Source organism: Mesorhizobium sp. WSM4935, from assembly GCF_029625735.1.
Taxonomy (GTDB): Bacteria; Pseudomonadota; Alphaproteobacteria; order Rhizobiales; family Rhizobiaceae; genus Mesorhizobium.
Window position 1 is genome coordinate 673,984 of record NZ_JARTVR010000003.1, and the last position, 25,864, is coordinate 699,847.

Sequence of the window (25,864 nt, forward strand, 5' to 3'; positions counted from 1 at the left end):
ATCGCTTCAAATAAACAGATCGACCTTCTGGAACGTCGTCACGTCGACAAGGCCGACATCCGATATTCTGAGCTCCGGAATGACCACCAGCGCCAGCAGCGAGTGCTGCATATAGGCGTTGTTGAGTGAGCAGCCGACCTTGCGCATGGCTTCGGTCAGTTGCTCGGCCTTCGCCGCGACGATCTCGGCGCGTTCGTCGGACATCAGCCCGGCGATCGGCATCTCGACCAGCGCCAACTCCTTGCCCTTGGAATAAAGAACGACGCCTCCGCCCACCTCGCTCAACCGGTTGACGGCCAAGGCCATGTCTTCCTTGTTGGTGCCGACGACGATGATGTGGTGCGCGTCATGCGCGACGCTGGACGCCATCGCGCAATCCTCCACATATCCGAAACCGGAAACGAAGGCGTTGGTGACCCCGCCCGTGCCGCGATGGCGCTCGATTAGGGCGATCTGGCAGATGTCGTTGCGCCGATCCATGGCGACCAACCCGTCCTCGACGGCGAGATCGGCCTCGAGAGCCCGCGTCGGCGCCTGGTTCTCGATCACGCCGATCACCCGTGCCCGCACCTCGTTGGCGCCCTGAGGCGCAAGAATGTCGAAGTCCTTCGCGGCAATCCTCTTGCCCAGCTTGACGGTGTTCTTTGCGGATTGCGGATAATCATAGGCCGCGATGTCGATCTCGAGCTTGCCGGCCTTGGCCAGCCGGACGCCGCGGCCATAGACTTCGTCTATGGTCATCTGGGCAAGGTCCGAAACGATCAGGAGATCGGCCAACCGTCCGGGCGCGATCGAGCCGATCTCGCGCTCCAGCCTGAAATGCTGCGCGGTGTTGAGCGTCGCCATCTGGATCGCCGTTATTGGCTTCAGCCCCTGGCTGATGGCGTGCCGCACCACGCGATCCATATGGCCTTCATGCACCAGCGTGCCGGAATGGCTGTCATCGGTGCACAGGATGAAGTTGCGCGGGTCGATGCCGCTTTCGGTCACCGCCTTGATCTGCGCCGCGACGTCGTACCAGGCCGATCCCAGCCTCAGCATCGCCTTCATGCCCTGACGCACCCGCGCGATCGCATCCTCCGGGCGCGTGCCCTCATGGTCGTCCTCCGCCCCGCCGGCGGCATAACCATGGAACGGCAGGCCGAGATCGGGCGACGCATAATGCCCGCCGACCGTTTTGCCGGCCCTGACCGTTTCGGCGATCTCGCCCGACATGACCGGATCGTTGGCGGCGACACCCGGGAAATTCATCACTTCGCCCAGCCCGATGATGTTTTCCCAGCTCATCGCGTCGGCCACGTCGGCAACCGTCAGTTCGGCGCCGGCGTGTTCGAGCCCCGGCGCCGAGGGCACGCAGGACGGCATCTGCACATGCACGTTGATCGGCATCGCGACCGCCTCGTCATGCATCAGGCGTACGCCCGGCAATCCAAGCACATTGGCGATCTCGTGCGGATCGATGAACATCGAGGTCGTGCCATGCGGGATGACCGCGCGGCAGAACTCCGTCACCGTCACCATGCCGCTCTCGACATGCATGTGCGCGTCGCAAAGGCCGGGCACCAGATAGCGCCCGCCGGCATCGACGACCTCGGTCCCCTGCCCGACAGCATGGTCGGCATTCGGCCCACAATAGGCGAAGCGGCCGGCAGCAACAGCGATATCGGTGCCGGGGATGATCTCGCCCGAATGGACATTCACCCAGCGGCCGTTGCGGATGACCAGATCCGCGGGCTTTCGGCCCATCGCGACATCGACCAGATGTGTCGCCACTTCGGTCCACGGCTTCGGTTTTGCGGCGCTGGTCGGCTTGGTGTTCGTCATTGGCTGAATCCTCTGCATGGGCCAGTTTGGCAAATGTCGGCGCCCGGAGCCAGAGTGTCAGGTCGTAAACCACTGTTGCAGAGATACAATTCCGTTTGGCGATGAATGGCGCTAGTTTGCGCACAGGAGTCTTTCGAAACCGCCATTTCGGAGCGCCCGATGCGTCGACTGACGCTCGCCAGTGCCGGTCTTCTTGCCCTGCTGTCCGGCTCTGCCTGGGCAGCGGACATGGGCGTCGATCTGCCGATGACCGCGCCCGGTTTCGACTGGACCGGCTATTATGCCGGCGTGCAGGCCGGTTATGGCTGGGGCCGGTCCGACATCACTGTCGATGGCGGCTCGGTGAAGCCCGACATCGACGGCGGTTTCGTCGGCGGCCATGTTGCGGGGCTCTGGCAGTTCGACCAGGCCGTGGTCGGCGCCGAGGCCGATCTCAACTACGCCGCGATCGACGGCACCGCCGGCCCGGCAAACGCGTTCGGCACCGACGTCAAGTGGTTCGGATCGATCAATGCCAAGGCCGGCTACGCCATGGACCGTGTGCTGATTTATGGCATCGGCGGAGTCGCTTTCGCCGGCATCGAGACCTCGCAAGCGGCAGGGACGAGCTTTGCCCAAACCCGTACCAGCACCGGCTGGACGCTCGGCGCCGGCGTCGACTATGCCTTGACCAACAATGTCGTCGTTGGCGCGCAATACCGCTATTACGATTTCGGCAAGGAGCATTTCGACGCTTCGGACACCTTCACCGAGCGTGACCAGGACGTGAAGCTACAGACGCTAGGCGTGAATTTCAGCTATAAATTCTGAGGCTTGCAGCGCCGGATGATCCGGAAGAATCTCTCGCGCATCACCTCCCGGAAATTCAGGTGGCCGGCGCCCGCAGGGGGCGGGGGAATGGGTAGGGGCCTGATGGACGCCGGCCTCGGCGGGTCGATCCGCCGCGTCGCGAACCTAGCGTTCCGTTAGCGGATCGTAATTCCGTGATCGCGCCACTTTCCAACCGCCTTCCCCTCGCTGTGGCGGATTTGGCGGACAGGCTTGACTGAACGCTTGCGACCGGCCGGTCAGGATCGGTCCGATGCCCTCTTTCCTTCGGGCATCGCGTCGAGGCACTCCTCCAGCCTTCGCAGCCGGGCCTTTTGCCAGCGCAGCGTATGCGCGACCTCATGCAGGTTCCATTTGGCCTTCGAGTTGGCGGCTTCGATCAGACCCCGCTCGAGCCCATCGATCTCGCTGCGCAACTGCCGCGCCTCAGCTTCCCGCAGCCCTCTGATCCAGCCTGCCCCACGCATGGTTCCACCGTCAAAGCCGGCCCGATGCTCGCAGACAAACGCTAATGAGATCGATTTGGAGAGCCTGGCATTTTAAATATCACTAATATTAAATCTGCGTGATGGTCGCGCGCGCAAATTGCGGACGATCGGAAACATCGCTTGACGGCTGATATCAGGCATCTGAAAAGGGCACGCCTGCGGACGTGGCGGAATTGGTAGACGCAAGGGACTTAAAATCCCTCGATCTCTGATCGTACGGGTTCGATTCCCGTCGTCCGCACCACCCTTCGCCCTTCGAGCTTCGGATGGCGGTCATCGGAAGCTTAAAACGAAGGAACGTCCTCTCAAGCCTTGGCGAAGAGGTATCGGCGTGACCAAAGACAGGCTCAAGCCTTCATCGGATTGAGCTTCAGGTGCTGGATCAGGATGATGGTCTTGGCGTCGACGATGCGGCCGTCGGCGATGCCGGCCAGCGCCTCGTCCAACGGCATTTCCAGAACCTCGATGTCCTCGCCTTCCTCCGGCGAGCCGCCGCCGTCGGAAATGCGGTCGGACGGCGAATAGCGCGCGGTGAAGAACCAGAGCCGCTCCGTCACGCTGCCCGGGCTCATGAACGGCGCGAACAGGCGCTCGACATTTTTCAGGTGGTAGCCCAGTTCCTCTTCCGCTTCCTTGCGGATGGCTGTTTCGGGATCGTTTTCGTCGAGCAAGCCTGCGCAGGCCTCGATCAGCGGCTCGCGATGGCCCACGGCGTAAGCCGGGAAACGGAACTGCCGCACCAGGAGCACGGTCGAGCGCTGCGGATCGAAGGGCAGGATCACCGCGCCGTCGCCGCGATCGTAGGTCTGGCGAATCTGCGTCTCCCATCGCCCGTCGCGGCGGCGATAGTCGAGCACCGTCTTCTTCAGCACCGCCCAGTCGTCCGAAAGGACCTCCTCCGAACGGACGCGAACGCGATCTTCCATGACGACCTCCATACTGGCGGCAAAGGGGTAACGATGAAAGCTGGCGCGCGCAATCCTGGGAACCAACTGGCCTGGAAACCGACTGGTCCAGCGACAGTTTCACCGGCTCGTGTCTGGCGCCAAGCGCCATGACTGCCTAGATAGCGGTATCTCGCCAGGAGCCCGTTTCATGACGTCATCGCTGTTCCAGCCGATCACCCTCGGCGGCCTCACCTTCCCCAATCGCATCGCGGTTGCCCCCATGTGCCAATATTCCGCCGAGGATGGCTCGGCCAGCGACTGGCATCTCCATCACTGGATGAACCTGGCGATGTCGGGCGCGGGCATGGTGACCGTCGAGATGACGGATGTCGAGCGGCGCGGCCGCATCTCGCATGGCTGTCTCGGCCTCTATTCCGACGACAACGAGGCGGCCGCCAAGCGCACGCTCGACGCCGCCAGGCGCGTCGCCGCGCCTGGCACGAAGTTCGGCGTCCAGCTTGCCCATGCCGGCCGCAAGGCCTCCAACCGCAGACCTTGGGAAGGCGGCGGTCCGCTCCGGCCCGGCGAGGATCCATGGCAGACGGTTTCTGCCTCGGCCATCGCCTACGACACGGGCTGGAATGTGCCGCACGCGTTGGAAGAAGACGAGATCCTGGAGCTCATCGCGCGCTTTGCGCAGTCGGCCGTGCGCGCCGAACGCGCCGGCTTCGACTTTGCCGAATTGCACGCCGCGCACGGCTACCTGATCTTCCAGTTCCTCTCGCCGCTCTCCAACCGGCGGACAGACCGCTGGGGCGGGTCACTCGAAAACCGCATGCGCTTCGCGGTTGAAATTGCCAGGGCAGTGAGAAAGGCCACTCCGTCCATGATGCTGGGTGCGCGCCTTTCGGTGAAGGAATGGGTCGACGGCGGTTTCGACGTCGAGGACGCGATCGAGGTGGCCAAGGCGCTGAAGGCCGAGGGCATCGCCTATATCTGCTGTTCCAGCGGCGGCAATTCGCCCCTGCAGCAGGTGCCGCCCGGCCCCGGCTACCAGGTGCATCTGGCGGAAGCCGTGCGCAACGGCGCCGGCATTCCGACGCGCGCCGTGGGGCTGATCGACGACCCGAGCCAGGCCGAGGCGATCGTCGCCGACGGCCGTGCCGACATGGTGGCGCTGGCGCGTGCATTCCTCGCCGACCCGCGCTGGGGCTGGCGCGCGGCGGCTGCCTTCGGCGAGGAAATCCATCCCGCGCCGCAGCTGGCACGTTCGGTGACGACGATGCGGCATTGGATGAAGGCCGCCAGCTAGAGCAATTCCCGGAAAAGGGTGAACGGGTCAGGCTCGGCGACTTCGCCGTAGCCTTCCGTCCGGAATTGCGTCAAAACAAACCGAAAACTCAACGGGTCCTGAGACGTTTGGGCGCAGGATCCTCGTCACAACTGCAACCAATTTGGCCGCTTTACGTTGGCGGCCATGATAGACAACAAACCCTTTGAAAAGCCGGTGGTGGTCGAGCTCGGCCATGTCGGCAAGTATCGCCAGATCCGAAGCACCCGCGAGGCCGCCGAGTGCCTGATGACCGTTTGGCCGCTCAATCGCGGCGAGCGCCATCGTGATGCTCTCGACATTTGCCTCAAAGCGCTGGAAGGTTATCGTTCGACAGCGGACGCGCGTCGCGCCCTCGTCGAGGCGGCCAGGGAATCGGAAGTGCTGGTCCCCGAAGACAGGCTGTCCGACGGAAAGCTGCATTGAGCAGACTTCTTAACTGGAGGATTCCATGGCGAAGCTGACTTACAAGATCGTCGAGCATGATGGCGGCTGGGCCTATAAGGTCGGATCGACATTCTCTGAAACTTTCCGCACGCACCAGGAAGCGCTGCGCGCCGCCGAAATTGCCTCAGCCGAGCAACAGGTCGCCGGCACGACCGACGGCATCCAGTATGAGGATGCCGAAGGAAACTGGCACGACGAACTGGCCGACGGCCGCGACCGCCCGCAGACCGAAGTATCGGACTAAGGCATTCCAGGAACATGAGTGGTCCAGGAACATGAGTGGTCAGGCTCGGCCCCTTCGCCGCAGCCTTCCGTCCGGAACTGCGTGAGGACAAAGATTGGGCGTTTCGCCGTTTCCATGAAACGGTGAAACGCCCTGCACTAAAAACTGGGGCGCCTTCGCGACCGGCAAGCCCAAGGCTTCATACCGGCCGCCGGCGATTGTGCGGCGCTATTTGCCGCAGTAATTGTCGTTGACGTTCTGCTGTGAGTTGGCATCCGGACCAGGCGTGGTGTCCGCACACGGCCCGATAGCACCGGTATTGCCGTAGGTGGTCAGTCCGGAGCCTCCATTGATGCTGCCTGTGGTATAGGGGTCTACCTGGACGCTCGCCGCGGGACGATGGTCGCGGTGCCACCACCACCAGTCATCGGACGACTGCGCCATGGCCGCGCCACCCATGGCCAGCACCAGCGCCGAAGCTGCGATAAGTCTTGTAAGCATCGGATTTCTCCATTCTCTCGATCGCAAAAAATATGTGGGACGGAAGCCCCACAGCGATACGAACGAAACCTTGCGGCAGGGGCTAAAGTTCCACCAGAAATTGCGGGTGGGACGGAATGTCCGACACTTTTGTGTGACGCTTCGTGAACGGCCGTGGAACGCGCGCGGGGCGCCAGCAGAAATCATCTCGCATCGGCGAAAGCGCGCGCGGCGACCCGTTTTATGAAAGCGACGACCCGCTCGGGTGCCACGAATTGCGGCATGTGGCCGAGACCTTCGGCCCGTTCGAAGTCGATGCCCTTGATCTTATCCAGCATCGGCTCGCCATGAACGACCTCGCCGATCACCTGATCAGCGGTGCCGAACAGGATGCCTGCCGGCATCGCTATGTCGCGGTAACGGCGTTCGATTTCGGCAAGATCCCGCTCCATCGCCACGACATCGGTGGACGTGGCGAAATAGTGGGACGGACGCAACCCGAGCCATCCCCCGCCGGCGACCATGTAGTCCGCGGGAACCGCTTGCGGCGCGAAAATGAACCTCAGCGTCGGCTGAGCGTAACGAAGGCTGAATGGTATCGCCACCGTATGGGCCAGGACGCGGCGCAGCAGCGGCGACGGAACATAGAGCAGGTCAAACCGCTGACGTGTCCTCGCTTCGAGATGCGTCAGCGGCGAGAGCAGCGCAATGCCGCAAATCGCTGTCGGATGCGCGGTTGCCAGAGCAAGCGCAACGGCCCCGCCGAGCGAATGGCCGACGATCAGCGGCCGCTCCAGGCGCAGTTCCCCGATGAAGCGTCGCACGATGTCGGCCTGTTCGGGCAATCGGCCGGTCGCGCCCCTTGCCCGAACCGAATAGCCGGAGCCCGGCCGGTCGAGCGCGATCAGCCGGTAACCAGGGCCGAAGCGCCCAAACAGCGTGTGGCGGAAATGGTGGAGCTGAGCGCCGAGTCCATGGACGAAGATGATCGGCCTGCCCTCGCCCTCTTCCACATAATGGATGCGGTTGCCGTCGATCTCGATGAATTTCCCGCAAGGCGGCACCAGTCCTTCGGCCTTTGCCGCGATCCGCCAGGTCGCAAGCATCAAGGCGAGCACGGCAAGGACCACGGCGGCAAAGAAGCCGGCAAGCAGCCACAAGACAATCGATATCGGCATGTTTTCACCCCGGCCGGACCGACCGCACCATATCCGCAATGGCCGCCGCCACAAGCGCACATCCGACACATCGGGGTTTCGCATTGCGGCCGGCCGCCGGCCGCGTTATCTCAGGCGACCTTTGTGCCGGAGCCCGCCATGCCTGAAATCGTCACCGCCGCCATGCTCGTCATCGGCGACGAGATCCTCTCCGGCCGCACCAAGGACAAGAACATCGGCCACCTCGCCGACATCATGACGGCGATCGGCATCGATCTGAAGGAAGTGCGCATCGTCCCCGACGAGGAGGACGAGATCGTTGCGGCGGTGAATGCCGTGCGCGCCCGTTATACCTACGTCTTCACTACAGGCGGCATCGGCCCCACGCATGACGATATCACCGCCGACTCGATCGCCAAGGCCTTCGGTGTGCCTTGCGAATACGATGCAAAAGCCTACGCCCTGCTCGAAGCGAGCTATGCCGGGCGAGGCATCGAATTCACCGAAGCGCGCAAGCGTATGGCGCGCATGCCGCGCGGCGCCGACCATATCGACAATCCCGTCTCCGTCGCGCCGGGCTTCCGCATCGGCAATGTCCACGTCATGGCCGGCGTGCCGTCGATCTTTCAGGCCATGCTCGACAATGTCGTGCCGACGCTCAAGGCCGGCACGAAGATGCTGTCGGCCACGGTGCATTGTCCCGTCGGCGAGGGCTTGATCGGCGGGCCGCTGGCCGAGATCCAGAAGGCGCATCCCGACACGATCATCGGCTCCTACCCCAAATATGGCGACGGCAAGTTCTGGACCGAACTCGTCGTGCGAGCCCGCAGCGAGGAAGCGCTCGAGGCCGCGCGCAAGGACGTCGAGGTGATGGTGGCGGGCTTAGCCAAGGCAGGCTGACCGGCGTTCGGCTGGAACCAGTAAACGCGCTGAGGCGTTCCTTCGCTGCGCGCACGCGTAGCGCAAACAATTGAGGGACCGGTCATGCGCTTCAGGACAATCGTCGCCATTTTGCAAAATGAACAGGACGCCGAGCGTGTTCTCGATTGCGCCCTACCGCTCGCCGAGAGGTTCGAGAGCCACCTCGTCGGCATCCATGCCGAGGCGCTTCCCGTGCCCTATACATCGGCCACCGGCTTCCCCGATACTGAATTCCTCCAGGTCTCGGCCGAGATGAACAAGGAACGCGCCGACAAGTTGCAGGCCTATTTCCTGAAGCGGATCGAGGAATCCGGCCTGTCCTTCGAGTGGCGGAGCCTTGAAAGCTTCTCCGGCGACAGCGCGCTGACCGGTATATCGAGCGTGCGCGCCGCCGATCTGATCATCGCCGCGCAGCGCGACGCCGGCGGCGACCCGAGCGCCGATGTCGACACGCTGGTTTACGACGCCGGCCGGCCGGTGCTGGTCGTGCCGCATGCCGGGCCGCTGGTCACGACTTTCAGACGTGTGCTGCTTGCCTGGAACGGCAGCAAGGAAGCGGCTCGCGCCGCGTTCGATGCTCTGCCTTTCATTGCCGAGGCCGACAAGACGGACATTCTGGTCATCGACCCGCCGGAGTCGCTCGATGAATCTCCGGAAGCCGCCGGCGCCGAGATCGCGGCGGCGCTGTCGCGCCACGGCGCCAATGTCAGCGTCTCCGTGCAGAAATCGGGCGGCGCCTCGGTCGACGATATCATCCAGTCGCGGATAACCGAGTCCGGCGCCGATCTTCTGGTCCTCGGCGCCTACAGCCACTCCTGGTTGCGCCAGCTTCTGTTCGGCGGCGTCACCCGCACGGTGCTGCGCACGACGAATGTGGCGGCCTTCCTGTCGCGGTGAGCGCGGGTTTCGCAACCGCAAGCGGTTTCGACGTCACGACCTGCGTCAAGCTGAAGCGTGTCGCTTCAATTCGTCTCAGCGCGACGCGCTTGGGCTCCACAGCCCTCGCCGGCCCTCCCCTTGCCAAGCCCGGCGCTTTCCGGCTAATTCCGCCTGCATTCCAGTGTTTCTGCGCGCCGACGGCGCGCCTTGCGGAGTGCGCGAACCATGTCCCTTCCCGAAAAAGCTTTTCCCGTCTCGTGGGACCAGTTCCACCGCGATGCCCGGGCGCTTTCCTGGCGGCTTTCCGGCACCAGCAAGGGACAATGGAAAGCGATCGTCTGCATCACGCGCGGCGGCCTGGTGCCCGCCGCCATCATCGCGCGCGAACTCGGCATCCGCGTCATCGAGACGGTGTGCGTCGCCTCCTATCATGACTACACCAGCCAGGGTCAGCTGCAGGTCCTGAAGGAGATTTCGCCTTCGCTGCTTGCCGATGACGGAGCCGGCGTGCTCATCATCGATGATCTGACCGATACCGGCAAGACGGCGGGCATTGTGCGCGCCATGATGCCGAAGGCGCATTTCGCGACCGTCTACGCCAAGCCGAAGGGGCGCCCGCTGGTCGATACATTCGTCACCGAGGTCAGCCAGGACACCTGGATCTACTTTCCCTGGGATATGGGCTTCACTTACCAGAAGCCGATCGCGGATGATCACGCCGGCTGAACGGCCATCATATCGTCCAAAGAATCTCACTCAAACCTGCACCGTGTAGCCGCGCCGGTAGGCCCGACTACTTTGGGAGATTGACTTTTTCTGGTTGGATTTTCCGACGGAGTGAAGTTTTTTACTTTTAAAGTCCATAATTCGCCCTAAGATTCGTGAGGTGGCAAACGATTCTGGAGGCTTTGGGGCAGCTTCTACCATGTTGACGAGGGCGACGACGCACAACCAGATGGCCGAAAGAGTCCGGCGGCTCTTCGGCGTCGCGCCTTGTCGCCTGCAGGTCGCCGCCTTGCCCTGGCGCGAGGGCGAGAACGGCGTGGAGATCATGCTGATCACCAGCCGCGACACCGGGCGCTGGGTGCTGCCCAAGGGTTGGCCGGAGGCCAGGGAGCCGCTTTGCGAGGCCGCCGCCCGCGAAGCGGGCGAGGAAGCAGGCCTGCGCGGCACCGTCTCGCATCTCGAGGCCGGCCGCTATTTTTATGCCAAGGTCCTCGCTTCAGGCGAGGAAGTGCCTTGCGAGGTGCTGGTCTTTCCGCTGCATGTCGACCGCGTCGCGGATCGCTGGAAAGAGAAACGCGCGCGCACGCGCAAATGGGTCGGCCCGAACGAAGCCGTTCGCATGGTCAACGAACCCGACCTTTGCCAGCTTATTGCCGACTTCTGCGCCGAGCCGCACAGGTTCGCCTGATTCAAAGCAGGATTTTCCGTTCCTTTCCTTGAAATCAGCGTAAACGCAGGGGATTGGTCGAAGCCGCCCCAACCTCGTCATTCTATGGCGAAGCAAGGAGCGAAGCGACGCGGCGCAGACCATAGAATCCATGCCGTGACTTGGAAGCGTTGCTACGGTGCAGAGTTCTGCTCCGCTGCACGCCTTGGCGAAGGCAATGGCATGGATTCCAGGGCTTCGCGACGGAGCTTCGCTCCTGCTCCGCCCTGGAATGACGATCGCGATGGGCGTTTCGGCCAATCTCCAACGCGTACCGCCTGCCAATGCAAACGGAGCGACCGGTCAAAATCCCTGCGCAGTGCTACTAGAGCCATTCCAGGAAAGCGCGAACGGCCAGGTTCGGCGGCCTCGCCGTGGCCTCCCCTCCGGAATCGCGTCACATCGCAAGATCGTCAGGCGCGGCCAAAGTCGTCCGAACTGAGACGGGTCCAGCGGTCGCCCATCACCCCGCCGATGAAGATGTCGCCGGAGCGGACCGCTTCCGTGACCTCGGCGACGCCTGAACGCACCATCGTGCCCCCGGCATAGTGGAAGAAGACGTTCTTGTAACCGAACAGTTGAGACATGAACCTGCTTTGGGTCTGGCCGGTAATGCCCACGCAGCCCAAATCCCGCGCCGTCGCGATGAGGGCATCCAGCGCTGCGCCCCAGTGGGATCCGGACGACTGGATCTGCAGCAGGTTCGCGATGCCGCCGGTCTGGCCATAGAAGGCATAGCACCCCAGCATCCTGCCCGTTTGGTCGTAAATCCCGCCGAAACGAAGCGGCCCATCGGCCTGCTTCTCAGCCGCCAGCGCGAGCAACCGCGGCAACTCGCCGTCCTTCCAGCTCGGCCGAAGGGCATAATCGGACGCCAGGGTAGGCAGCCATTTTGCAAACTGAGCGGCATCAATCGGTTCGCGATGGATCCGCTGCGATGAGGAAGGTTGGACCGGAGGCCCGAACCTTTTTTTTGAAAGGGCGTCGAATGCTCGCGCGCAGGGATCGAGCGCCAGGCGAGGCAGTCCCGGCCATTTGCGGCGCAGCATGGCGGCGGCCATGGCGCCCGGCCGGAAAATACAGGTCCATTCCAGACAATGCACCGGCAGGAGCTGATACTTCATCGGACGCGCGAAGGCCAAGGATGTCCGGTTGGCGGAATCGGTCAGGTACAGGTCGAATTCGCCTTGATGCAGGGAACGCAGCAATTGCGGCCCGGCCCAACCGTGATCGATGCTGGAGTCGGTCATGAATGGACCGATGATTGCGGCGTTCAATGCCCTTCCGTTGAGCTCATAGCGGGCTTTCAGAACGCCCATGAAGCCGCCCAATCGGCCCTGCGGATCGATCTGGACAAGAGCCTTGCTCTCATCCCCGTCAAGGTAAAGCTCCCTCATATAGTCCGCTGTCCGCGCGATCGCGCGATCGCGCTGGCGGCGAGGATGGCGAAACTTCATCAGGAAGAGCGCGGCGACGCGCTCGAGATCCTCGGCGGCTAAAGGCCGAACCGAGCCATGGGATTCCAGCGCCGACGACCCGGCCACCTTGCCCGGCCCCGCTTTTGCGGAAACAGGATTCATGGTGAATGCCTATGCGAAAACGCTAAGGGCAGCCGTTCTTCCCAAGAAAATCTCCATCCGGTCGGATTCCTGTAAAAAAGTCTTCAAGGCCCTATTTTGCCACTCTCGATTTTCTTTTCTGTAAATCCCTCAAGACACTTTCTTCACGCCATGAACATAGATAAAATCTAAAATAGAAACTCCTAAATATTATTTAAATATAAAGTAATTTTGACGGTATATTGAGGCGCTCTAACCGCATAACGGGAGAGCGGTTGCAAATGCAGGACTCGCAGGCCGATTGCCCGGACGATCCCATGCGGGCAGCACGGGGTCGGACATAACGCCCCGCGGCCGTTTTCCTGAAACGGTGAAGCGCCCTAGGGAGATCAATCCCGGGCCGCGCTGCGGCTGACGGCGCCCGGCCGAGGCCGGGCGCCGTCCTTTCCTCAGGCAACGAGGCCCTTGGTCAATTCGAGTGCCTGACGCTCGAACAGCCGCCGGTAGATGCCGCCGTTCAGCCGGATCAGGTCGTCATGCGAGCCTTCCTCGGCGATACGTCCGCGATCGAAGACCAGCAGCCGGTCGAGCGCCCGTACCGTCGAGAGCCGGTGCGCGATCACCAGGGTCGTGCGCCCGACCATCAGCCGCTCCATCGCCTTCTGGATCAGCACTTCCGATTCCGAATCGAGGCTCGATGTCGCCTCGTCCAGGATCAGGATGCGGGCGTCGGCCAGGAAGGCGCGGGCGATCGCCACGCGCTGGCGCTCGCCGCCGGACAGTTTCACGCCACGCTCGCCCACCAGCGTTCCATAGCCCTTGGGCAGGTTGCTGATGAAATCATGCGCGCTGGCGAGCTTGGCCGCATGCTCGATCGATCCATAAGAAGGCGGCGTTACGCAGCACGACGCCTGCCAGCGCCAGCGCCATCAGGATCGAGAACGCCAGCATCGCCACATTCCAGGCGACCTCGTCGGTTCCGGCGCCGCTGGCGACCGCATCGACCAGGCGGCCGGAATAGAAGGGTGTCAGCACGTCGGCCAGCGTCGAGAGCAGGAATGCGCCCATGATGAGCGCAAGCCGCCACGGCTGGCGCCGCCAGTGGCTGAACGTGAAGCCAAGCACGCTGCGAAAGGCGCTCGCGCGCAGATCGTTTTGAAACGAGCCATGATGTCATCCGGGCGCAAACGAGCCCGGTCCCGGTAAAATCGAATTGGAAAACCCGCATTCCGCGCCTTGCGGCGACCCAAAAGAGCGGGAGGTTCAGTATGGTGGGCCGCCTGCCCTGAGGCGGCGACCGGCAGCGGCCGATGCCTGTCCTGCGTCCAGCTCTCCGAAGAACCTTCGGAAAGCCCGAGCAGACCTAGGCTTCGCGGCCTCGCATAACGATGTCAAATCCTGCCATACGGTCCTCCCGGAAGGGAATCGCGGAGAGGCCGTTATAGGGAGGCATCAGCCGATCGCCAAGCCGGCCGGTCGCCAAAACGACATCTGGCCCAAGCACTGAGACGAATTTGCAACAACGGCGGGTTGTGGCCGAGCCTCAGGCAGCCGGTGAGCGATCCAGTCGCATGTAGCGCCCTTCCGTCCGGAATCCGAACTTCTGGTAGAGGCTGTGAGCGTCGCTGGTCGTGAGGCTCCAATGAGAAACGGTTTTCATATCGGGATGATCGAGGAGTGCCTGCACAAGCCGTTTGCCGATGCCATGCCCGCGATGCTCCGGCCAGACGATCACGTCGGCGAGATAGGCAAAGACCGTATAGTCGGTGATCGCGCGGGCAAAACCGACCTGCTCGCCGTCGAGATAGGCGCCGGCGCAAAGCGAGTTGTCGAAGGCGCGACGATTGGCCTCGTCGGTGCGCGACGCTCCCCAATAGCTTTGCATGAGCAGATCGGAGGTCGCCCGGAAATCGATCCGAGACAGGTCGAAACTGATTTCAATGTCCGGCATGCGGAGGCTAACCGCGGTCCCGGAACCGGTTGGTGATCGGGTATCGGCGGTCGCGGCCGAAATTCTTCTTCGTGATCTTCACGCCGGGCGCCGCCTGGCGGCGCTTGTATTCGGCGATGTAGAGCAGGTGCTCGACGCGCGTCACCGTCGCCCGGTCGTGGCCACGCGCGACGATGTCGTCGACGCTCATCTCGTTTTCGACCAGGCATTCCAGGATATCGTCCAGCACCGGATAGGGCGGCAGCGAATCCTGGTCGGTCTGGTTTTCCCGCAGTTCCGCCGACGGCGCCTTGTCGATGATGTTTTTCGGGATCACCTCGCCGGACGGGCCGAGCGCGCCCGGCGGCACATGCGCATTGCGCCAGCGCGCGAGCGCATAAACCTGCATCTTGTAGAGATCCTTGATCGGATTGAAGCCGCCATTCATGTCGCCGTAAAGGGTGGCGTAGCCGACCGACATCTCGCTTTTGTTGCCCGTGGTGACCACCATCGAGCCGAATTTGTTCGAGATCGCCATCAGAATCGTGCCGCGCGCGCGGCTCTGCAGGTTTTCCTCGGTGATGCCTTCCTGGGTTCCCTCGAAAAGTTGGGTCAGCGCGTGCTTGAAGCCTTCGACCGGCTCGGAGATCGGCACGATGTCGTAGCGACAGCCGAGCGCGCGCGCGCAGTCCTCGGCGTCCTTCAGCGAATCCTTCGACGTGTAGCGGTAGGGCATCATCACGGTGCGCAGCCGCTCTTCGCCGAGCGCGTCGACGGCCAAAGCCGCGCAGATCGCCGAGTCGATGCCGCCGGACAGACCGAGCACCACATTCTTGAAACCGTTCTTGTTGACGTAGTCGCGCAGGCCGAGCATGCAGGCCCGGTAGTCCGCCTCTTCCCGCTCCGGGATCTTCGACATCGGGCCTTCCGAGCAGACCCAGCTGTCTCCCTTCCTTTTCCAGGTGGTGACGTCGATCGCCTCCTCGAACTGGCTCATCTGGAAGGCGAGCGTCTTGTCGGCGCCGATCGCAAACGAGGCGCCGTCGAAGATCAGCTCGTCCTGGCCGCCGAGCTGGTTGGCGTAAATCATCGGCAGGCCGGTTTCTATGACCTGCCGGATAACGATCTGGTGACGGACATCGATCTTGGCGCGGTAATAGGGCGAGCCGTTCGGCACTAGCAGGATCTCGGCGCCGCTTTCAGCCAGGGTCTCGCAGACGGCAATATCGCCCCAGATGTCCTCGCAGATCGGAATGCCGATGCGCACGCCGCGAAAATTCACTGGACCCTGCAGTTCAGGCCCAGCCTGGAAGACACGCTTCTCGTCGAACTCGCCATAATTGGGCAGATCGAGCTTGTAGCGCTCGGCGATGATCTTGCCGCCGTCGGCGAAGACGATGGAGTTATGCGTGCCGGTCTTGCGCTTCAGCGGCGTGCCAATGATGACGCCGGGCCCGCCATCGGCCGTATCTTTCGCGAAATCCTGCGCCGCCTTCTCGCAAGCCTTCAGGAAGGAAGGCTTCAGCACCAGGTCTTCCGGCGGATAGCCGGCAAGGAAGAGCTCGGTATAGAGCACCAGATCGGCGCCCTGGCGCGCCGCGTCCGCCCTCGCCTCGCGCGCTTTTGCCAGATTGCCGGCGACGTCGCCGACAGTCGGGTTGAGCTGGGCGACGGCGATGCGCAGAATATCGGGAGCGGTCTGGGTCATGGAACGGATTTAGCGTGGCTCAAATCGCCCCGCAATGGCGTTTGGTTGTACCAAATAGGATCGATCGAAGATCGTATCAGGGCTGATCCGCAGAGCCGATCAGTCCTGATCACCTAGTCGCCCATATACTCGCGCAACGCCTCCGCCGAGCGGTTCTCGCCGATCGACATCGCCAGGATGCGCGAGATGTGGCGGCGCGGTAGGCCGGTCTCGGCCGACCATCGGTTGATCTGCGCCTGGATCCTGTCGAGGTCCCGCTTCGAGGTCGGGTTCTCGGCGATATCGAGGCCGGCATCGCGCAAGGCCGCCGCCATGTCGGTCGAGACGACGAACGTGTCCCATTCCAGCCAGCGCAGGAAATACTGGCCGGTGTTGCCACCGAGCCGGCTGCCATGCTTGGCGAGATAGGCGGTCAGGCCGACCTGATCGTCCGCCGGCCAGCCGGCGATGAATTTGCCGAAGCTGCCATGTTCCTTCGAGACGCGATCGACGAAAGCGGCGTTGTCGCGCACCGACTTGATCTTCTGCGGGTTGCGCACGATGCGGCTGTCGGAGGCCAGCTCGTGCCAGAAATCGTCCGGCTGGAACAAAAGCCGCTTCGGCTCGAAGCCGAGGAACGCTTCCTCGAAACCCGGCCATTTCTGTTCGATGACGCGCCACACGAATCCTGCGGCGAAAATGCGCTCGGCCATGGTGGAGAGAATGCGGTCGTCGGGGATTTTCGCCACCGCCGCATTGTCCGGCGCCGGACCAAGCAGCGGAGCAAGCACCGCCTCGCCGCCCTTGCGCTTTGCTGCCCGAGCGTGGATTTTCTGGAAATCGAGCATCATTGTCCTCGCCTGTTCGCCGCAATCTAGCACTTCACGTCCGGCCCGGCAGCCTCTACGTCTATCGACGCCCCGCGAAGGAGAAGACAGATGAGCAAGATCGTCGAGGACATGGCGAACCGCCTGCTCAAGCGAAAGCCGGAAGGTTTCGGTCCGCTCGAGAGCCGCGTGCTGCAGTCGACGCTCGAGCGCACCACCATCACGCGCGATACCAACAAGGCCGTCGCCTTCCACGAGACCTATGGCGACAGGATTGCCGACACCATCGCCAGGATCGGCGGCTCCTGGTCCTTCATCCTCGGCTTCCTGGCCTTTCTCGCCATCTGGACCGTCGGCAATGCCTGGCTGCTCACGCGCGACGCTTTCGACCCCTACCCTTTCATCTTCCTCAACCTGGTGCTTTCGATGCTGGCGGCGATCCAGGCGCCGGTGATCATGATGTCACAGAACCGCCAGACCGAGCGCGACCGCATCGACGCAGCACATGACTACGAGGTCAATCTGAAGGCCGAGATCGAGATCATGGCCCTGCATGAGAAACTCGACGAGCTGCGCCACAGCGAGATCATCGGCATGAGGGAAGAGATCCTGCGCATGGCCGAGCAGATCAGGCGTATCGACGAGAAGCTGTCGGCGCGGTCCGCAACGGAATGAGCGAGACTATCCACCATCTCATCGAGCAATACGGGCTGATCGCGGTCTTCCTGGGTTGCGTCGCCGAAGGCGAAAGCGCTGCGATCCTTGGCGGCTTCTTCGCCCATCAGCATGTCTTCGTGCTGTGGCAGACTTTCCTCGCGGCCTTTCTCGGCGCCTTCGCCGGCGACACCTTCTTCTTCACCCTGGGGCGCAGCTTCGCCGAACATCGTTATGTGAGAAGGTTGCGCAGGCGTCCAGGCTTCAGCCGCGCCTACCGCCTGCTCAACACCCATCCCAACATCTTCGTGCTGACCAACCGCTATATCTACGGCATGCGCCTGGTCGGCGGCATCGCCGCCGGCCTGTCGACCGTGTCCGTGCCGCGTTTCGTCATCCTGAATGCCATCTCGTCCGCGGTCTGGGCAGCTCTGTTCAGCGGCATCGGCTATGTCTTCGGCCTGGGCGCGGAGGAAATGGTGGGCCAGGCGTTCGCACGCCATGAGCGCCTGCTCATTGCCCTCGGCATCGGCATCGTCATCGCCGTTGCCGCCTGGTTGGTAGGCCATCGCTTCGCAAAGCGTGAGCGCGCCAGGGAAGACCGGGCAGGATCGTGATCGATCGCGCGATCAGATCGGCGCGCCGGTAAGGCGCTCGATCAAGGCAATGGCCCAGACACCGCCGGCGATCACGATCGAAATCAGCACGGCCAGCGAACCGCAATCCTTGGCGAGCTGGATGTCGATGTGGAATTCGCGCGAGATCGCGTCACAGGCCGCCTCGATGCCGGTGTTGAGCACTTCGACCATGATCAGCAGCAGCACGGCGCCGATCAGCAGGGCGTAGCCGCGCCAGGAGACCGAGATGAACCAGCCGGCCGGCAGGGCGAGCGCAAGCAGCATCAGCTCCTGCTGGAATGCCTTCTCGTGTGCGGCGAGCTTGCGGAAGGCCCGCACTGAATTGATGAAAGCGTCGATCAGCCGCTGCATGCCCAGCCCCGTTTCGAATCACCGTCAGGGGATATCGCAACGACCGGATCAAGGGAATAAGGCAGCCGTGGCAAAAATCATTCGTCCGCGACCTTTATCGAAGGTGTCGACTTCTCGAACTGGGGCAGTCCATCGTCGATCGAATAATAATCGCCCTTGTCGCCGACGAAGATATGGCACTCGCCCTGCAGGCTCGTCGGTTCGTCGAAAGACCCGGCCAGAACCGATACATATGCGTTGTCCCTCGGCTTCCAGAACAGCGCCGATCCACACGTCCTGCAAAACCCGCGCCTGGCAAAAGGGGAAGCTTCGTACCAAGTAAGGTTTTCCGCCCCGGTAATCGCGATATTGGCATCTGGAACATTGGTCGCGGCGTAGAAATGCCCACTCTGCTTGCGGCACTGCGAGCAGTGGCAATAGACGACGCCGCGCAATGGCCCGCTCGTCCTGAAACGCACTGCCCCGCACAGGCACGATCCGCTATGGTTGTCGTCCATTCCGGCCTCCTCCGACCATCTGCCCGATCCATTGCCGGGTAGAATTTCAGGTTTGAAATGGCCGGGCGCAGGCAAATGCGACACCGAAGCGACGTGTTTCAAAAGCCGAGCTAGACGGCTCTCTACATCCTGCGGTAGCAGAGACATCGAGGAAATGCAGGCTATTAAGGAAACTTTAGCGCAACTGCATCTATGATTCCTGCAAGCGAAGGTCGTGTTGGGGACGCGCCGTCGCATTTGGGTTCCGATTCAAATCCCCGCATGCGCGACACCCGGCGGTGGCAGGTCTCCGGTCGCACTGAAGGGATAATGAACAGAACATGCAGCCGGCAGCCGTTCCGACCGACAGGAATACCGACATCGCCAGCACCGTCGTGGCGACGATGCGTCAGCTCGGCGTGCTCGGACTGCCGCGCAATTACGAAATCTTCTACGAGGCGCTCAGCGGCAGCAATCACGAGCTCAGCCTCGCCGTCGTCTCGTTGAGCAACCGCCCGACCCAGGAGGACCTCGACGGCATTGGGCGCACCTTCTTCCCCCAGCATCACGGTCCGGCCATCGTCGAGCACGCCCGCGAGATGGTCGCCAACGAGCTCGAGGAAATCGCCGCGCTGTTGCGCAGCGAGCGTTCGCATATCGAAAAATATGGCCGTATTCTCGATGAGACCTCGGTTGGCCTGAGCAACCGCAGCCTGCTTTCGCAGGAAATCCTCCAGAAGATCGCCGGCGCCATGTCTGCCGCCACCAGCTCGACGATCGACCATGGCCGCCAGATCGCAAGCACGCTCAGCGAAAAGACGGCCGAGCTCGAAAGCGTCAAGTCGAAGCTCGAAGAATACAAGCGGCTTGCCGACACCGACCCGCTCACGCACCTGTGGAACCGTCGCGCCTTCGACAAGGAGATCACCCGGATCTACAACAGCAATCGCGGCATCCTGTTCAATGCCTTGATCCTTGCCGATATCGATCATTTCAAGGACATCAACGACCGATACGGCCACCCGGTCGGCGACAGGATCCTGCAGATCATCGCCGAGATCTTCCAGTCCAGCGTCCGTTCCGACATGTTCGTCGCGCGCACCGGCGGCGAGGAGTTCGCGTTTATCGTCGAGGGCGCCAGCGAGGACGCCACATATGAGATTGCCGAGCGCATCCGCGTGCTGATCGAGCATACCCCGTTCACCAGCAGCCAGACCGGCATGAACTACGGCGCCGTTACCGTGTCGCTGGGCATCTGCATGGCCTCGGAGGCGGAAAACCCCGACGATCTCTATGCCAAGGCGGACCGGGCGCTTTATCGCTCCAAGGTCGGTGGCCGCAACCGGGTGACGAAGCACTCGGCCATGGCCGGCCGGGCCGGTAAAGGCTGGCTGCTTTACAAGAAAGACTGATACCGCCCTTTCCAGAAGAATTTTTGTGGACTATATTTTCCACAGAAATGAAAGGGTGCGCTCATGCAACGTCCAGTCGCGGCCGCGGCGGCGGCCGAAAACGCCGTTATCACCAAGGCCACGCTGCGCGCGGCCGATCTGCTCGACATCACCGCCAGGACACTTGCTTTGATCATCGGCGTGTCGGAAGCAACCGTCTCGCGCATGCGCCGGCAGGAATTCCTGCTTGAACGGGGCACCAAGCCGTTCGAGCTGGCGGTGCTCTTCGTTCGCCTGTTCCGCTCGCTCGACGCCATCGTTGGCGGCGACGAGACCGTTGCCCGCGCCTGGCTGAAGAGCCCCAACACCACGCTCGACGGCACGCCGCTTGAGAAAATCCCGACGATTGCCGGACTGGTCGATGTCATTGCCTACCTGGACTCCCGGCGCGCTCTCGTCTGAGGCCGTCAGGCTCGAAGGCAAGCACTGGCGCATGGTCGAGGCGCAGCATCGCGTCTCGACCCTCAAGCTCGTCGATACGCTCGACGAGCAGTCGCTGCTGGAGGACCTCATCGAGGACACCAAACCGCATATCCCGCTGGAGTGCCGCCACCTCCACTATCTTTTGGCGACGCCTTTTCGCTATGGCTCCGTCTATCCGTACGGTTCGCGCTTCCGCCGCGCCGGCAAGACCAAGGGCGTCTATTATGCCGCCGAGACGGTGCTGACGGCGGTGGCGGAAATGGCCTTCTACCGCTTGCTGTTCTTTGCGGAGTCGCCGACGACGCCATGGCCGAACGACGCTGCGGAATACACCGCCTTCGCCGCCGCGGTAAAATGCGACCGCGCGATCGACCTGACACGCCCGCCGCTCGATCGCGACGAGAAGGCCTGGACGCAGCCCACTGATTACACCGCCTGTCAGGCGATCGCCGATGTCGCGCGCGAAGCCGAGATGCAGGCGATCCGCTATCGCTCGGTGCGCGATCCCATGGGCGCCAACATCGCGGTGCTGACCTGCAAGGGCTTTGCTAAGGCTAGGCCGCTGGAGCCGCAGACCTGGCGCATCCGGATCGGCTCTTTCGGCCTGCAGGCGATCTGCGAATTCCCGGACAAAAGGCTGGAATTCTCGCGCGCCGCTTTTGCCGATCCGAGGCTCGCCGGCATGCGCTGGGAGCGCAGCCATTGAGTCCGGAAAACTGTATCGAGATTCGGGTCAGGCCGAGCCAAGAATGGTGGCTACCGAGAACCGGAGCGGAGCGTACCTAAAGTACGTGAGCACCGGAAGCGCAGGAAGCCGCCATTCGCAGGCCGGCCTCACCCGAGTATCGATACAGTTTAGGCCAGGATGTTGACCGCCCGCGCTGCCACCAGCGCGATCGTCAACAGTGAGATCATCGCTTCGGCCATCATCAAGAGCTTCGCGCGCTGCGTGAGCGGTAAAGTGTCGGTCGGTGAGAACGCCGTGGCGTTGGTGAAGGCCAGGAAGACATAGTCGACGAAGCCCGGCAGCCAGTCCTGTATTTCGCGATCGGGCAACGTCATCTGCGGGAACAGGAAGTCGGCATGCGCGCGCTTGACCAGGCCGCAGGTCGGCGGACCGCCCCGGTCGGTGCTCCAGAACCACAGAGCAAAGACAATCACATTGGTGACCCAGATGTTGAGCGCGTCGACGAGCAGCGTCGTGCCGGCACCGGCATGCCCTTCCAGCAGCGCCCGCACCAGGAAGACCAGCGATCCGCAATTCATGATGCTGATGACGCCGGTCATCATCAATGCCGTGCGGCGGATGTAGAGGCGCAGCCGACCGATCGCGTACCAATGCTCATGATCGACCGCCTTCTGCGTCTGCATCTGCGTCCAGGCCGTTGCGATCGACAAAGGCGCCAGCAGCGCCGCCTCGACCGTCGGGGCCAGCCAGCGCGGACCGAAGGACAGGTTGTTGATGACCATAAGCTGCAGGCAGATGATGACGAGAACCGCCGCGCGCGCCGACCAGAAGTCGAGCCCACGGTGATGGATGACGGCGTGTTGGTGACGCATGGGGGCACCTGAATGACTGGAGCATGATGCCGAAAAGTGTGGAGCGGTTTTCGGACGGCATCATGCCCTGCCCCTGGAACCGCAGCGCTCCGGACAGCGGGCCGGCTCAGGCAATGATCAGCCGGCGGGTCCTGCCCGAAGCGCCGGCGATGGGTTCCGCCGCAATCTTGGTTTTACAATGTTGCGGAAGGATACATTTTCGTAAGCTTTTGCTATCGGACTGTTCAGCAGTCCACCCGTGTGATTTTAGGCCCGCATGTCGAGAACCAGCGAATCCGTTCATCTTTGGCCGTCGGCAATCGCCGCGGAAGGCAATCTGCCTTCGATCTGGAACAGCCTGGTCCGGCACCCATGGCGATTGCTGGCGCTTTTATGCCTGGCCCAGATCGCTTGCTGGACCGTCATGCCGGCGATCGTCAATGTTGGGCCGCCCCGCGACGTCGTCGAGGGGTTCATGTGGGGCCGCGAATGGGCGCTGTTGACCTACAAGCACCCGCAGCTCCCGTGCTGGCTGCTCGAGATCAGCCATCTCCTGACCGGCTCGTTCCGCTGGCCGCAATACATGCTGTCGCAATTAATGGTCTCGACGACCTTCGTCCTGGTCTATCTGCTTGCGCGCGACATCATGGGCTCGACCCGCGCGCTCGCCGCCGTGCTGTTGATGCCCTCGATCTATTTCTTCGGCTGGCCGACCCCGCAATTCAATCATGACTACGCGCAGATGCCTTTCTGGGCCGGCATATCATGGCTGCTATGGCGCTCAGTGCGCGACGGACGGCCGGGCTGGTGGCTCGCCCTCGGCCTCGTTTCCGGCCTGGGACTCTACGCCAAGTTCTCGACGGCTTTGCTGCTCGCCTTCGGCGGCATCTGGATCTTGTACGACGCCCGCGCCCGAAGCCGGCTTGCCACCCCATGGCCGTGGCTCGGCCTCGCGGTTTTTCTTGGCGTCGCGGCGCCGCTGGCGGTGGAGCTTGTCCGCCTCGACTTCCTGCCGTTGACCTATGCCGCGCACCGCAACGCCTGGGTGCTCGCCAACCGCGCCCGGCTTTACTACATCGGCGTTCAGCTTGCCGGGCTCGCTGCTGTTCCGGTCGTGCTCGCTCTTTCCGGCCTTTTGCAACGGCAGCCCAGCCCGGTGCAAGACCTCTCGCCGGCACACCCCGCCCCCGAGCGGCGCGCGGTAATCTACCTGGCATGGATGGGCCTGGGGCCGGCGCTCCTGGTGATGGTCGCCTCGCTCTTTACCGGCACCGGGGAGTCCTGGGGCGCGACGATGTACAATCTCGTCGGAGCCCTGGCGATCGCGCTCCTGGGCCAGCGACTGGGACCCGCGGAATTGCGTCGATTGACGGTGCTGGCGCTGCTTTGCGTGGTCGGCGTATCGAGCGCCTATGCGGCGACCCGCTGGACCGGCTGCAACGTCCTCGGTCGCCTGCAGCCGATGTGTTGGCCGGCGCGGTCGATCTCGCAGACGGCTGAGGCGATTTGGCATGAGACGGTGCCCGGGCCGCTTGGCATTGTCGGCGGCGAGGACGGCGTGGCCCAGCTTGCCGGGTTGGAAGCTGCGGACCAGCCCTCCATCTTCACGGCTCTCGACAGGCGCCTTGCCCCCTGGATCACGGACCAGCGCCTGCGCGATCAGGGCATGCTGCTCGTATGGCCAACAGGCTGGAAACTCACGCCGCTGCAGCAGGCCTGGATCGCCGGCCTGCCGGTCAAGACGGTGCCATTCGCCTGGTCGCTCAAAGCACCGCCCCTGGAGATCAGCTTTGCCGTCATTCCGCCCGGCAGAGCCAGTTTCCCAGGCAACCCGCCCGGACCGCCGGATCCAGAATGACCCGCGATCCGAATTGAAGTTTTATCGGACCGAAGTCAAAAGGCGCCGGCGTCGCCGCCAGCGCCTCCAATGATGCGCGTCCGGGCTTCGTTCAGGCGTTGGCGGCCTGCTTGTGCTGCACCGAATGGCTCTTCTTGAGCAGGTCCGAGACCAGGAAGGCGAGCTCGATCGCCTGGTCGGCATTGAGGCGCGGGTCGCAATGGGTGTGATAGCGGTCCTGCAGGTCTTCCGCCGTGATGGCGCGGGCACCGCCCGTGCATTCGGTGACGTTCTTGCCGGTCATCTCCACATGGATGCCGCCCGGATGCGTGCCTTCGGCACGGTGCACCTCGAAGAAGGTCTGCACTTCCTTCAGGATGCGGTCGAACGGACGCGTCTTGTAGCCGGCCGCCTCGATCGTGTTGCCGTGCATCGGATCGGACGACCACACGACGTTGCGGCCTTCCTTCTTCACCGCCCGCACCAGCTTCGGCAGGTGCTCGGCGACTTTGTCGGAACCGAAGCGCGCGATCAGCGTCAGCCGGCCCGGCTCGTTCTCGGGATTGAGCAGGTCGATGAGTTCCAGCAAACCATCCGGCGTCAGCGACGGACCGCATTTCAGGCCGAGCGGATTCTTGATGCCGCGGCAATATTCGACATGCGCATGGTCCGGCTGGCGGGTGCGGTCGCCGATCCAGATCATATGGCCCGAAGTCGCGTACCAGTCGCCGGAAGTGGAATCGACGCGCGTCAGCGCCTCTTCATAGCCGAGCAGCAGCGCCTCGTGGCTGGTGTAGAAATCGGTCTCGCGCAGCGCGAAGTTGGTTTCGGACGTGATGCCCACCGCACGCATGAAATCCATCGTCTCGGTGATGCGGTTGGCGAGCGATTCGTATTTTTCTCCCTGCGGGCTGTCGGCGACGAAGCCGAGCATCCAGCGGTGCACGTTCTCCAGGCTGGCATAGCCGCCCTGTGCGAAGGCGCGCAGGAGGTTGAGCGTCGCGGCCGACTGGCGATACGCCATTTCCTGGCGCGCCGGATCCGGAATGCGCGAGGAGGCGTCGAATTCGATGCCGTTGATGATGTCGCCGCGATAGCTCGGCAGCGTCACGCCGGCCTTGGTTTCGCTGTCGGACGAGCGCGGCTTGGCGAACTGGCCGGCGACGCGGCCGACCTTCACCACCGGCTGCGCGCCGGCGAAGGTGAGCACCACCGACATCTGCAGGAAAACGCGGAAGAAGTCGCGGATGTTGTCGGCGCCGTGCTCGGCGAAGCTCTCGGCGCAGTCGCCGCCCTGGAGCAGGAAGGCTTCGCCGGCAGCAACCGCCGCCAATTGCTTCTTCAGCTTGCGCGCCTCACCGGCAAAGACCAGCGGCGGGTAGGTGGCGAGCCGCGCTTCCGTGGCCTGCAAAGCCCCAGGGTCCGGATAGGCCGGGACCTGCTTGATCGGCTTTGCTCTCCACGAATTCGGCGACCATTTCGTCATCGCTGCACCCAGACTCTTTCAAGAGCAATTCCGGAAGAGCCTGAACGGCTCTGTGCCCGAAATCGCGTCAAACAAACAAGCGAGCGCCCTCGCCCGCCATTCCCGCCCCG

28 protein-coding genes, 1 tRNA gene and 1 pseudogene are annotated in these 25,864 nt (G+C 63.1%); 15 read left to right on the forward strand and 15 right to left on the reverse strand.

Annotated features, from left to right (window positions below; all coding sequences use genetic code 11):
• Positions 1-6: 6 nt before the first annotated feature.
• Positions 7-1,824, reverse strand: coding sequence for an adenine deaminase (ade, locus tag P9273_RS11350; RefSeq protein ID WP_278048962.1), 1,818 nt, complete (start codon positions 1,822-1,824; stop codon positions 7-9).
• 159 nt (positions 1,825-1,983) lie between these two features.
• Between ade and P9273_RS11355 the strand changes: the two genes are divergently transcribed.
• Positions 1,984-2,634: an outer membrane protein gene (locus P9273_RS11355; RefSeq protein WP_278048963.1), complete on the forward strand. Its 651-nt coding sequence runs from the start codon at positions 1,984-1,986 to the stop codon at positions 2,632-2,634.
• A 257-nt stretch (positions 2,635-2,891) separates the two neighbouring features.
• On the opposite strand, the gene P9273_RS11360 is transcribed toward P9273_RS11355, so the two are convergent.
• On the reverse strand, positions 2,892-3,119 hold the full coding sequence (locus P9273_RS11360; RefSeq protein WP_278048964.1) for a hypothetical protein: 228 nt from the start codon (positions 3,117-3,119) through the stop codon (positions 2,892-2,894).
• 179 nt (positions 3,120-3,298) lie between these two features.
• On the opposite strand from P9273_RS11360, the gene P9273_RS11365 reads away from it, so the two are divergent.
• Positions 3,299-3,384, forward strand: a tRNA-Leu gene (locus P9273_RS11365).
• 103 nt (positions 3,385-3,487) lie between these two features.
• Here P9273_RS11365 and P9273_RS11370 read toward each other — a convergent pair.
• On the reverse strand, positions 3,488-4,066 hold the full coding sequence (locus tag P9273_RS11370) for an NUDIX domain-containing protein (RefSeq protein ID WP_278048965.1): 579 nt from the start codon (positions 4,064-4,066) through the stop codon (positions 3,488-3,490).
• Positions 4,067-4,235: 169 nt separating this feature from the next.
• On the opposite strand from P9273_RS11370, the gene P9273_RS11375 reads away from it, so the two are divergent.
• The 3 genes from P9273_RS11375 to P9273_RS11385 all read left to right on the forward strand — a co-directional run bounded on the left by P9273_RS11375 (position 4,236) and on the right by P9273_RS11385 (position 6,048).
• Entirely contained in the window at positions 4,236-5,339 is a 1,104-nt protein-coding gene (locus P9273_RS11375) for an NADH:flavin oxidoreductase/NADH oxidase (RefSeq protein WP_278048967.1), read from the forward strand.
• Between the two features lie 165 nt (positions 5,340-5,504).
• Positions 5,505-5,783 carry a DUF982 domain-containing protein gene (locus P9273_RS11380; RefSeq protein ID WP_278048969.1) on the forward strand — a complete coding sequence of 93 codons (279 nt, stop codon included), beginning with the start codon at positions 5,505-5,507 and terminating at the stop codon, positions 5,781-5,783.
• A 25-nt stretch (positions 5,784-5,808) separates the two neighbouring features.
• Positions 5,809-6,048, forward strand: a complete 240-nt coding sequence (locus P9273_RS11385; protein ID WP_040995552.1) for a DUF2188 domain-containing protein — start codon at positions 5,809-5,811, stop codon at positions 6,046-6,048.
• Between the two features lie 207 nt (positions 6,049-6,255).
• Here the strand turns inward: P9273_RS11385 and P9273_RS11390 are convergent, their stop codons facing one another.
• Entirely contained in the window at positions 6,256-6,528 is a 273-nt protein-coding gene (locus tag P9273_RS11390) for a hypothetical protein (RefSeq protein ID WP_040995553.1), read from the reverse strand.
• 182 nt (positions 6,529-6,710) lie between these two features.
• Positions 6,711-7,685, reverse strand: coding sequence for an alpha/beta fold hydrolase (locus P9273_RS11395; protein WP_278048970.1), 975 nt, complete (start codon positions 7,683-7,685; stop codon positions 6,711-6,713).
• Between the two features lie 138 nt (positions 7,686-7,823).
• Here P9273_RS11395 and P9273_RS11400 point away from each other — a divergent pair, with 138 nt between their 5' ends.
• From P9273_RS11400 to P9273_RS11415, 4 genes are all read left to right on the forward strand, one after another.
• Positions 7,824-8,564: a competence/damage-inducible protein A gene (locus tag P9273_RS11400; protein ID WP_040995555.1), complete on the forward strand. Its 741-nt coding sequence runs from the start codon at positions 7,824-7,826 to the stop codon at positions 8,562-8,564.
• A gap of 84 nt (positions 8,565-8,648) precedes the next feature.
• Positions 8,649-9,482: a universal stress protein gene (locus P9273_RS11405; RefSeq protein WP_040995557.1), complete on the forward strand. Its 834-nt coding sequence runs from the start codon at positions 8,649-8,651 to the stop codon at positions 9,480-9,482.
• A gap of 207 nt (positions 9,483-9,689) precedes the next feature.
• A complete protein-coding gene (gene gpt, locus P9273_RS11410) occupies positions 9,690-10,190 on the forward strand; it encodes a xanthine phosphoribosyltransferase (RefSeq protein WP_040995559.1) in 501 nt (166 codons plus the stop codon).
• Between the two features lie 199 nt (positions 10,191-10,389).
• On the forward strand, positions 10,390-10,878 hold the full coding sequence (locus P9273_RS11415; RefSeq protein ID WP_040995560.1) for an NUDIX hydrolase: 489 nt from the start codon (positions 10,390-10,392) through the stop codon (positions 10,876-10,878).
• A gap of 431 nt (positions 10,879-11,309) precedes the next feature.
• Here P9273_RS11415 and P9273_RS11420 read toward each other — a convergent pair whose 3' ends face one another.
• From P9273_RS11420 to P9273_RS11445, 6 genes and pseudogenes are all read right to left on the reverse strand, one after another.
• On the reverse strand, positions 11,310-12,476 hold the full coding sequence (locus P9273_RS11420; RefSeq protein ID WP_278048971.1) for a hypothetical protein: 1,167 nt from the start codon (positions 12,474-12,476) through the stop codon (positions 11,310-11,312).
• A 428-nt stretch (positions 12,477-12,904) separates the two neighbouring features.
• A pseudogene (locus tag P9273_RS11425) lies at positions 12,905-13,330 on the reverse strand (ATP-binding cassette domain-containing protein); the annotation flags it as partial.
• On the reverse strand, positions 13,296-13,580 hold the full coding sequence (locus P9273_RS11430) for a hypothetical protein (protein WP_278048972.1): 285 nt from the start codon (positions 13,578-13,580) through the stop codon (positions 13,296-13,298). The gene P9273_RS11430 and the pseudogene P9273_RS11425, both read right to left, overlap by 35 nt.
• A gap of 418 nt (positions 13,581-13,998) precedes the next feature.
• The gene (locus P9273_RS11435; protein ID WP_278048973.1) at positions 13,999-14,406 is read right to left on the reverse strand and encodes a GNAT family N-acetyltransferase; all 408 of its coding nucleotides are present in this window, start codon (positions 14,404-14,406) and stop codon (positions 13,999-14,001) included.
• Between the two features lie 7 nt (positions 14,407-14,413).
• Positions 14,414-16,093, reverse strand: a complete 1,680-nt coding sequence (locus P9273_RS11440; protein ID WP_278048974.1) for an NAD+ synthase — start codon at positions 16,091-16,093, stop codon at positions 14,414-14,416.
• 113 nt (positions 16,094-16,206) lie between these two features.
• Complete coding sequence (locus tag P9273_RS11445; RefSeq protein ID WP_278049043.1) at positions 16,207-16,920, reverse strand: DNA-3-methyladenine glycosylase I; 714 nt, start codon at positions 16,918-16,920, stop codon at positions 16,207-16,209.
• Positions 16,921-17,010: 90 nt separating this feature from the next.
• Here P9273_RS11445 and P9273_RS11450 point away from each other — a divergent pair, with 90 nt between their 5' ends.
• On the forward strand, positions 17,011-17,574 hold the full coding sequence (locus P9273_RS11450) for a DUF1003 domain-containing protein (RefSeq protein ID WP_278048975.1): 564 nt from the start codon (positions 17,011-17,013) through the stop codon (positions 17,572-17,574).
• A complete protein-coding gene (locus P9273_RS11455; protein WP_278048976.1) occupies positions 17,571-18,170 on the forward strand; it encodes a DedA family protein in 600 nt (199 codons plus the stop codon). The genes P9273_RS11450 and P9273_RS11455 overlap by 4 nt, the downstream gene beginning before the upstream one ends.
• Positions 18,171-18,182: 12 nt before the next feature.
• Here the strand turns inward: P9273_RS11455 and P9273_RS11460 are convergent, their stop codons facing one another.
• Both P9273_RS11460 and P9273_RS11465 read right to left on the reverse strand, forming a co-directional pair.
• A complete protein-coding gene (locus tag P9273_RS11460) occupies positions 18,183-18,542 on the reverse strand; it encodes a diacylglycerol kinase (protein ID WP_040995573.1) in 360 nt (119 codons plus the stop codon).
• 77 nt (positions 18,543-18,619) lie between these two features.
• Complete coding sequence (locus P9273_RS11465) at positions 18,620-19,039, reverse strand: GFA family protein (protein WP_278048977.1); 420 nt, start codon at positions 19,037-19,039, stop codon at positions 18,620-18,622.
• A 320-nt stretch (positions 19,040-19,359) separates the two neighbouring features.
• On the opposite strand from P9273_RS11465, the gene P9273_RS11470 reads away from it, so the two are divergent.
• The 3 genes from P9273_RS11470 (at position 19,360) to P9273_RS11480 (ending at position 21,598) form a co-directional block, all read left to right on the forward strand.
• A complete protein-coding gene (locus P9273_RS11470; protein ID WP_040995577.1) occupies positions 19,360-20,430 on the forward strand; it encodes a GGDEF domain-containing protein in 1,071 nt (356 codons plus the stop codon).
• Between the two features lie 63 nt (positions 20,431-20,493).
• Positions 20,494-20,871, forward strand: a complete 378-nt coding sequence (locus tag P9273_RS11475; protein ID WP_278048978.1) for an MbcA/ParS/Xre antitoxin family protein — start codon at positions 20,494-20,496, stop codon at positions 20,869-20,871.
• A complete protein-coding gene (locus P9273_RS11480; protein WP_278048979.1) occupies positions 20,831-21,598 on the forward strand; it encodes an RES family NAD+ phosphorylase in 768 nt (255 codons plus the stop codon). Before P9273_RS11475 ends, P9273_RS11480 begins: the two co-directional genes overlap by 41 nt.
• Positions 21,599-21,747: 149 nt before the next feature.
• On the opposite strand, the gene P9273_RS11485 is transcribed toward P9273_RS11480, so the two are convergent.
• Positions 21,748-22,452, reverse strand: a complete 705-nt coding sequence (locus P9273_RS11485) for a hypothetical protein (RefSeq protein WP_040981447.1) — start codon at positions 22,450-22,452, stop codon at positions 21,748-21,750.
• A 256-nt stretch (positions 22,453-22,708) separates the two neighbouring features.
• Here P9273_RS11485 and P9273_RS11490 point away from each other — a divergent pair, with 256 nt between their 5' ends.
• Positions 22,709-24,289 carry an ArnT family glycosyltransferase gene (locus P9273_RS11490; RefSeq protein WP_278048980.1) on the forward strand — a complete coding sequence of 527 codons (1,581 nt, stop codon included), beginning with the start codon at positions 22,709-22,711 and terminating at the stop codon, positions 24,287-24,289.
• 91 nt (positions 24,290-24,380) lie between these two features.
• Here P9273_RS11490 and P9273_RS11495 read toward each other — a convergent pair whose 3' ends face one another.
• On the reverse strand, positions 24,381-25,754 hold the full coding sequence (locus P9273_RS11495) for a class II 3-deoxy-7-phosphoheptulonate synthase (protein ID WP_278048981.1): 1,374 nt from the start codon (positions 25,752-25,754) through the stop codon (positions 24,381-24,383).
• Positions 25,755-25,864 lie beyond the last annotated feature (110 nt).

Excerpts from the sequence above, each read along its gene's own strand:
- P9273_RS11400 (WP_040995555.1), top strand. The coding sequence starts at position 7,824 with ATGCCTGAAATCGTCACCGCCGCCATGCTCGTCATCGGCGACGAGATC.
- P9273_RS11480 (WP_278048979.1), top strand. The coding sequence starts at position 20,831 with ATGTCATTGCCTACCTGGACTCCCGGCGCGCTCTCGTCTGAGGCCGTC.
- P9273_RS11460 (WP_040995573.1), bottom strand. The coding sequence starts at position 18,542 with ATGCAGCGGCTGATCGACGCTTTCATCAATTCAGTGCGGGCCTTCCGC.
- P9273_RS11485 (WP_040981447.1), bottom strand. The coding sequence starts at position 22,452 with ATGCGTCACCAACACGCCGTCATCCATCACCGTGGGCTCGACTTCTGG.
- P9273_RS11495 (WP_278048981.1), bottom strand. The coding sequence starts at position 25,754 with ATGACGAAATGGTCGCCGAATTCGTGGAGAGCAAAGCCGATCAAGCAG.
- P9273_RS11475 (WP_278048978.1), top strand. The coding sequence starts at position 20,494 with ATGCAACGTCCAGTCGCGGCCGCGGCGGCGGCCGAAAACGCCGTTATC.
- P9273_RS11375 (WP_278048967.1), top strand. The coding sequence starts at position 4,236 with ATGACGTCATCGCTGTTCCAGCCGATCACCCTCGGCGGCCTCACCTTC.
- P9273_RS11435 (WP_278048973.1), bottom strand. The coding sequence starts at position 14,406 with ATGCCGGACATTGAAATCAGTTTCGACCTGTCTCGGATCGATTTCCGG.
- P9273_RS11465 (WP_278048977.1), bottom strand. The coding sequence starts at position 19,039 with ATGGACGACAACCATAGCGGATCGTGCCTGTGCGGGGCAGTGCGTTTC.
- P9273_RS11395 (WP_278048970.1), bottom strand. The coding sequence starts at position 7,685 with ATGCCGATATCGATTGTCTTGTGGCTGCTTGCCGGCTTCTTTGCCGCC.
- ade (WP_278048962.1), bottom strand. The coding sequence starts at position 1,824 with ATGACGAACACCAAGCCGACCAGCGCCGCAAAACCGAAGCCGTGGACC.
- P9273_RS11455 (WP_278048976.1), top strand. The coding sequence starts at position 17,571 with ATGAGCGAGACTATCCACCATCTCATCGAGCAATACGGGCTGATCGCG.
- P9273_RS11390 (WP_040995553.1), bottom strand. The coding sequence starts at position 6,528 with ATGCTTACAAGACTTATCGCAGCTTCGGCGCTGGTGCTGGCCATGGGT.
- P9273_RS11490 (WP_278048980.1), top strand. The coding sequence starts at position 22,709 with ATGTCGAGAACCAGCGAATCCGTTCATCTTTGGCCGTCGGCAATCGCC.
- gpt (WP_040995559.1), top strand. The coding sequence starts at position 9,690 with ATGTCCCTTCCCGAAAAAGCTTTTCCCGTCTCGTGGGACCAGTTCCAC.
- P9273_RS11370 (WP_278048965.1), bottom strand. The coding sequence starts at position 4,066 with ATGGAAGATCGCGTTCGCGTCCGTTCGGAGGAGGTCCTTTCGGACGAC.
- P9273_RS11440 (WP_278048974.1), bottom strand. The coding sequence starts at position 16,093 with ATGACCCAGACCGCTCCCGATATTCTGCGCATCGCCGTCGCCCAGCTC.
- P9273_RS11405 (WP_040995557.1), top strand. The coding sequence starts at position 8,649 with ATGCGCTTCAGGACAATCGTCGCCATTTTGCAAAATGAACAGGACGCC.
- P9273_RS11470 (WP_040995577.1), top strand. The coding sequence starts at position 19,360 with ATGCAGCCGGCAGCCGTTCCGACCGACAGGAATACCGACATCGCCAGC.
- P9273_RS11355 (WP_278048963.1), top strand. The coding sequence starts at position 1,984 with ATGCGTCGACTGACGCTCGCCAGTGCCGGTCTTCTTGCCCTGCTGTCC.
- P9273_RS11420 (WP_278048971.1), bottom strand. The coding sequence starts at position 12,476 with ATGAATCCTGTTTCCGCAAAAGCGGGGCCGGGCAAGGTGGCCGGGTCG.
- P9273_RS11445 (WP_278049043.1), bottom strand. The coding sequence starts at position 16,920 with ATGCTCGATTTCCAGAAAATCCACGCTCGGGCAGCAAAGCGCAAGGGC.
- P9273_RS11415 (WP_040995560.1), top strand. The coding sequence starts at position 10,390 with ATGTTGACGAGGGCGACGACGCACAACCAGATGGCCGAAAGAGTCCGG.
- P9273_RS11385 (WP_040995552.1), top strand. The coding sequence starts at position 5,809 with ATGGCGAAGCTGACTTACAAGATCGTCGAGCATGATGGCGGCTGGGCC.
- P9273_RS11360 (WP_278048964.1), bottom strand. The coding sequence starts at position 3,119 with ATGCGTGGGGCAGGCTGGATCAGAGGGCTGCGGGAAGCTGAGGCGCGG.
- P9273_RS11380 (WP_278048969.1), top strand. The coding sequence starts at position 5,505 with ATGATAGACAACAAACCCTTTGAAAAGCCGGTGGTGGTCGAGCTCGGC.
- P9273_RS11450 (WP_278048975.1), top strand. The coding sequence starts at position 17,011 with ATGAGCAAGATCGTCGAGGACATGGCGAACCGCCTGCTCAAGCGAAAG.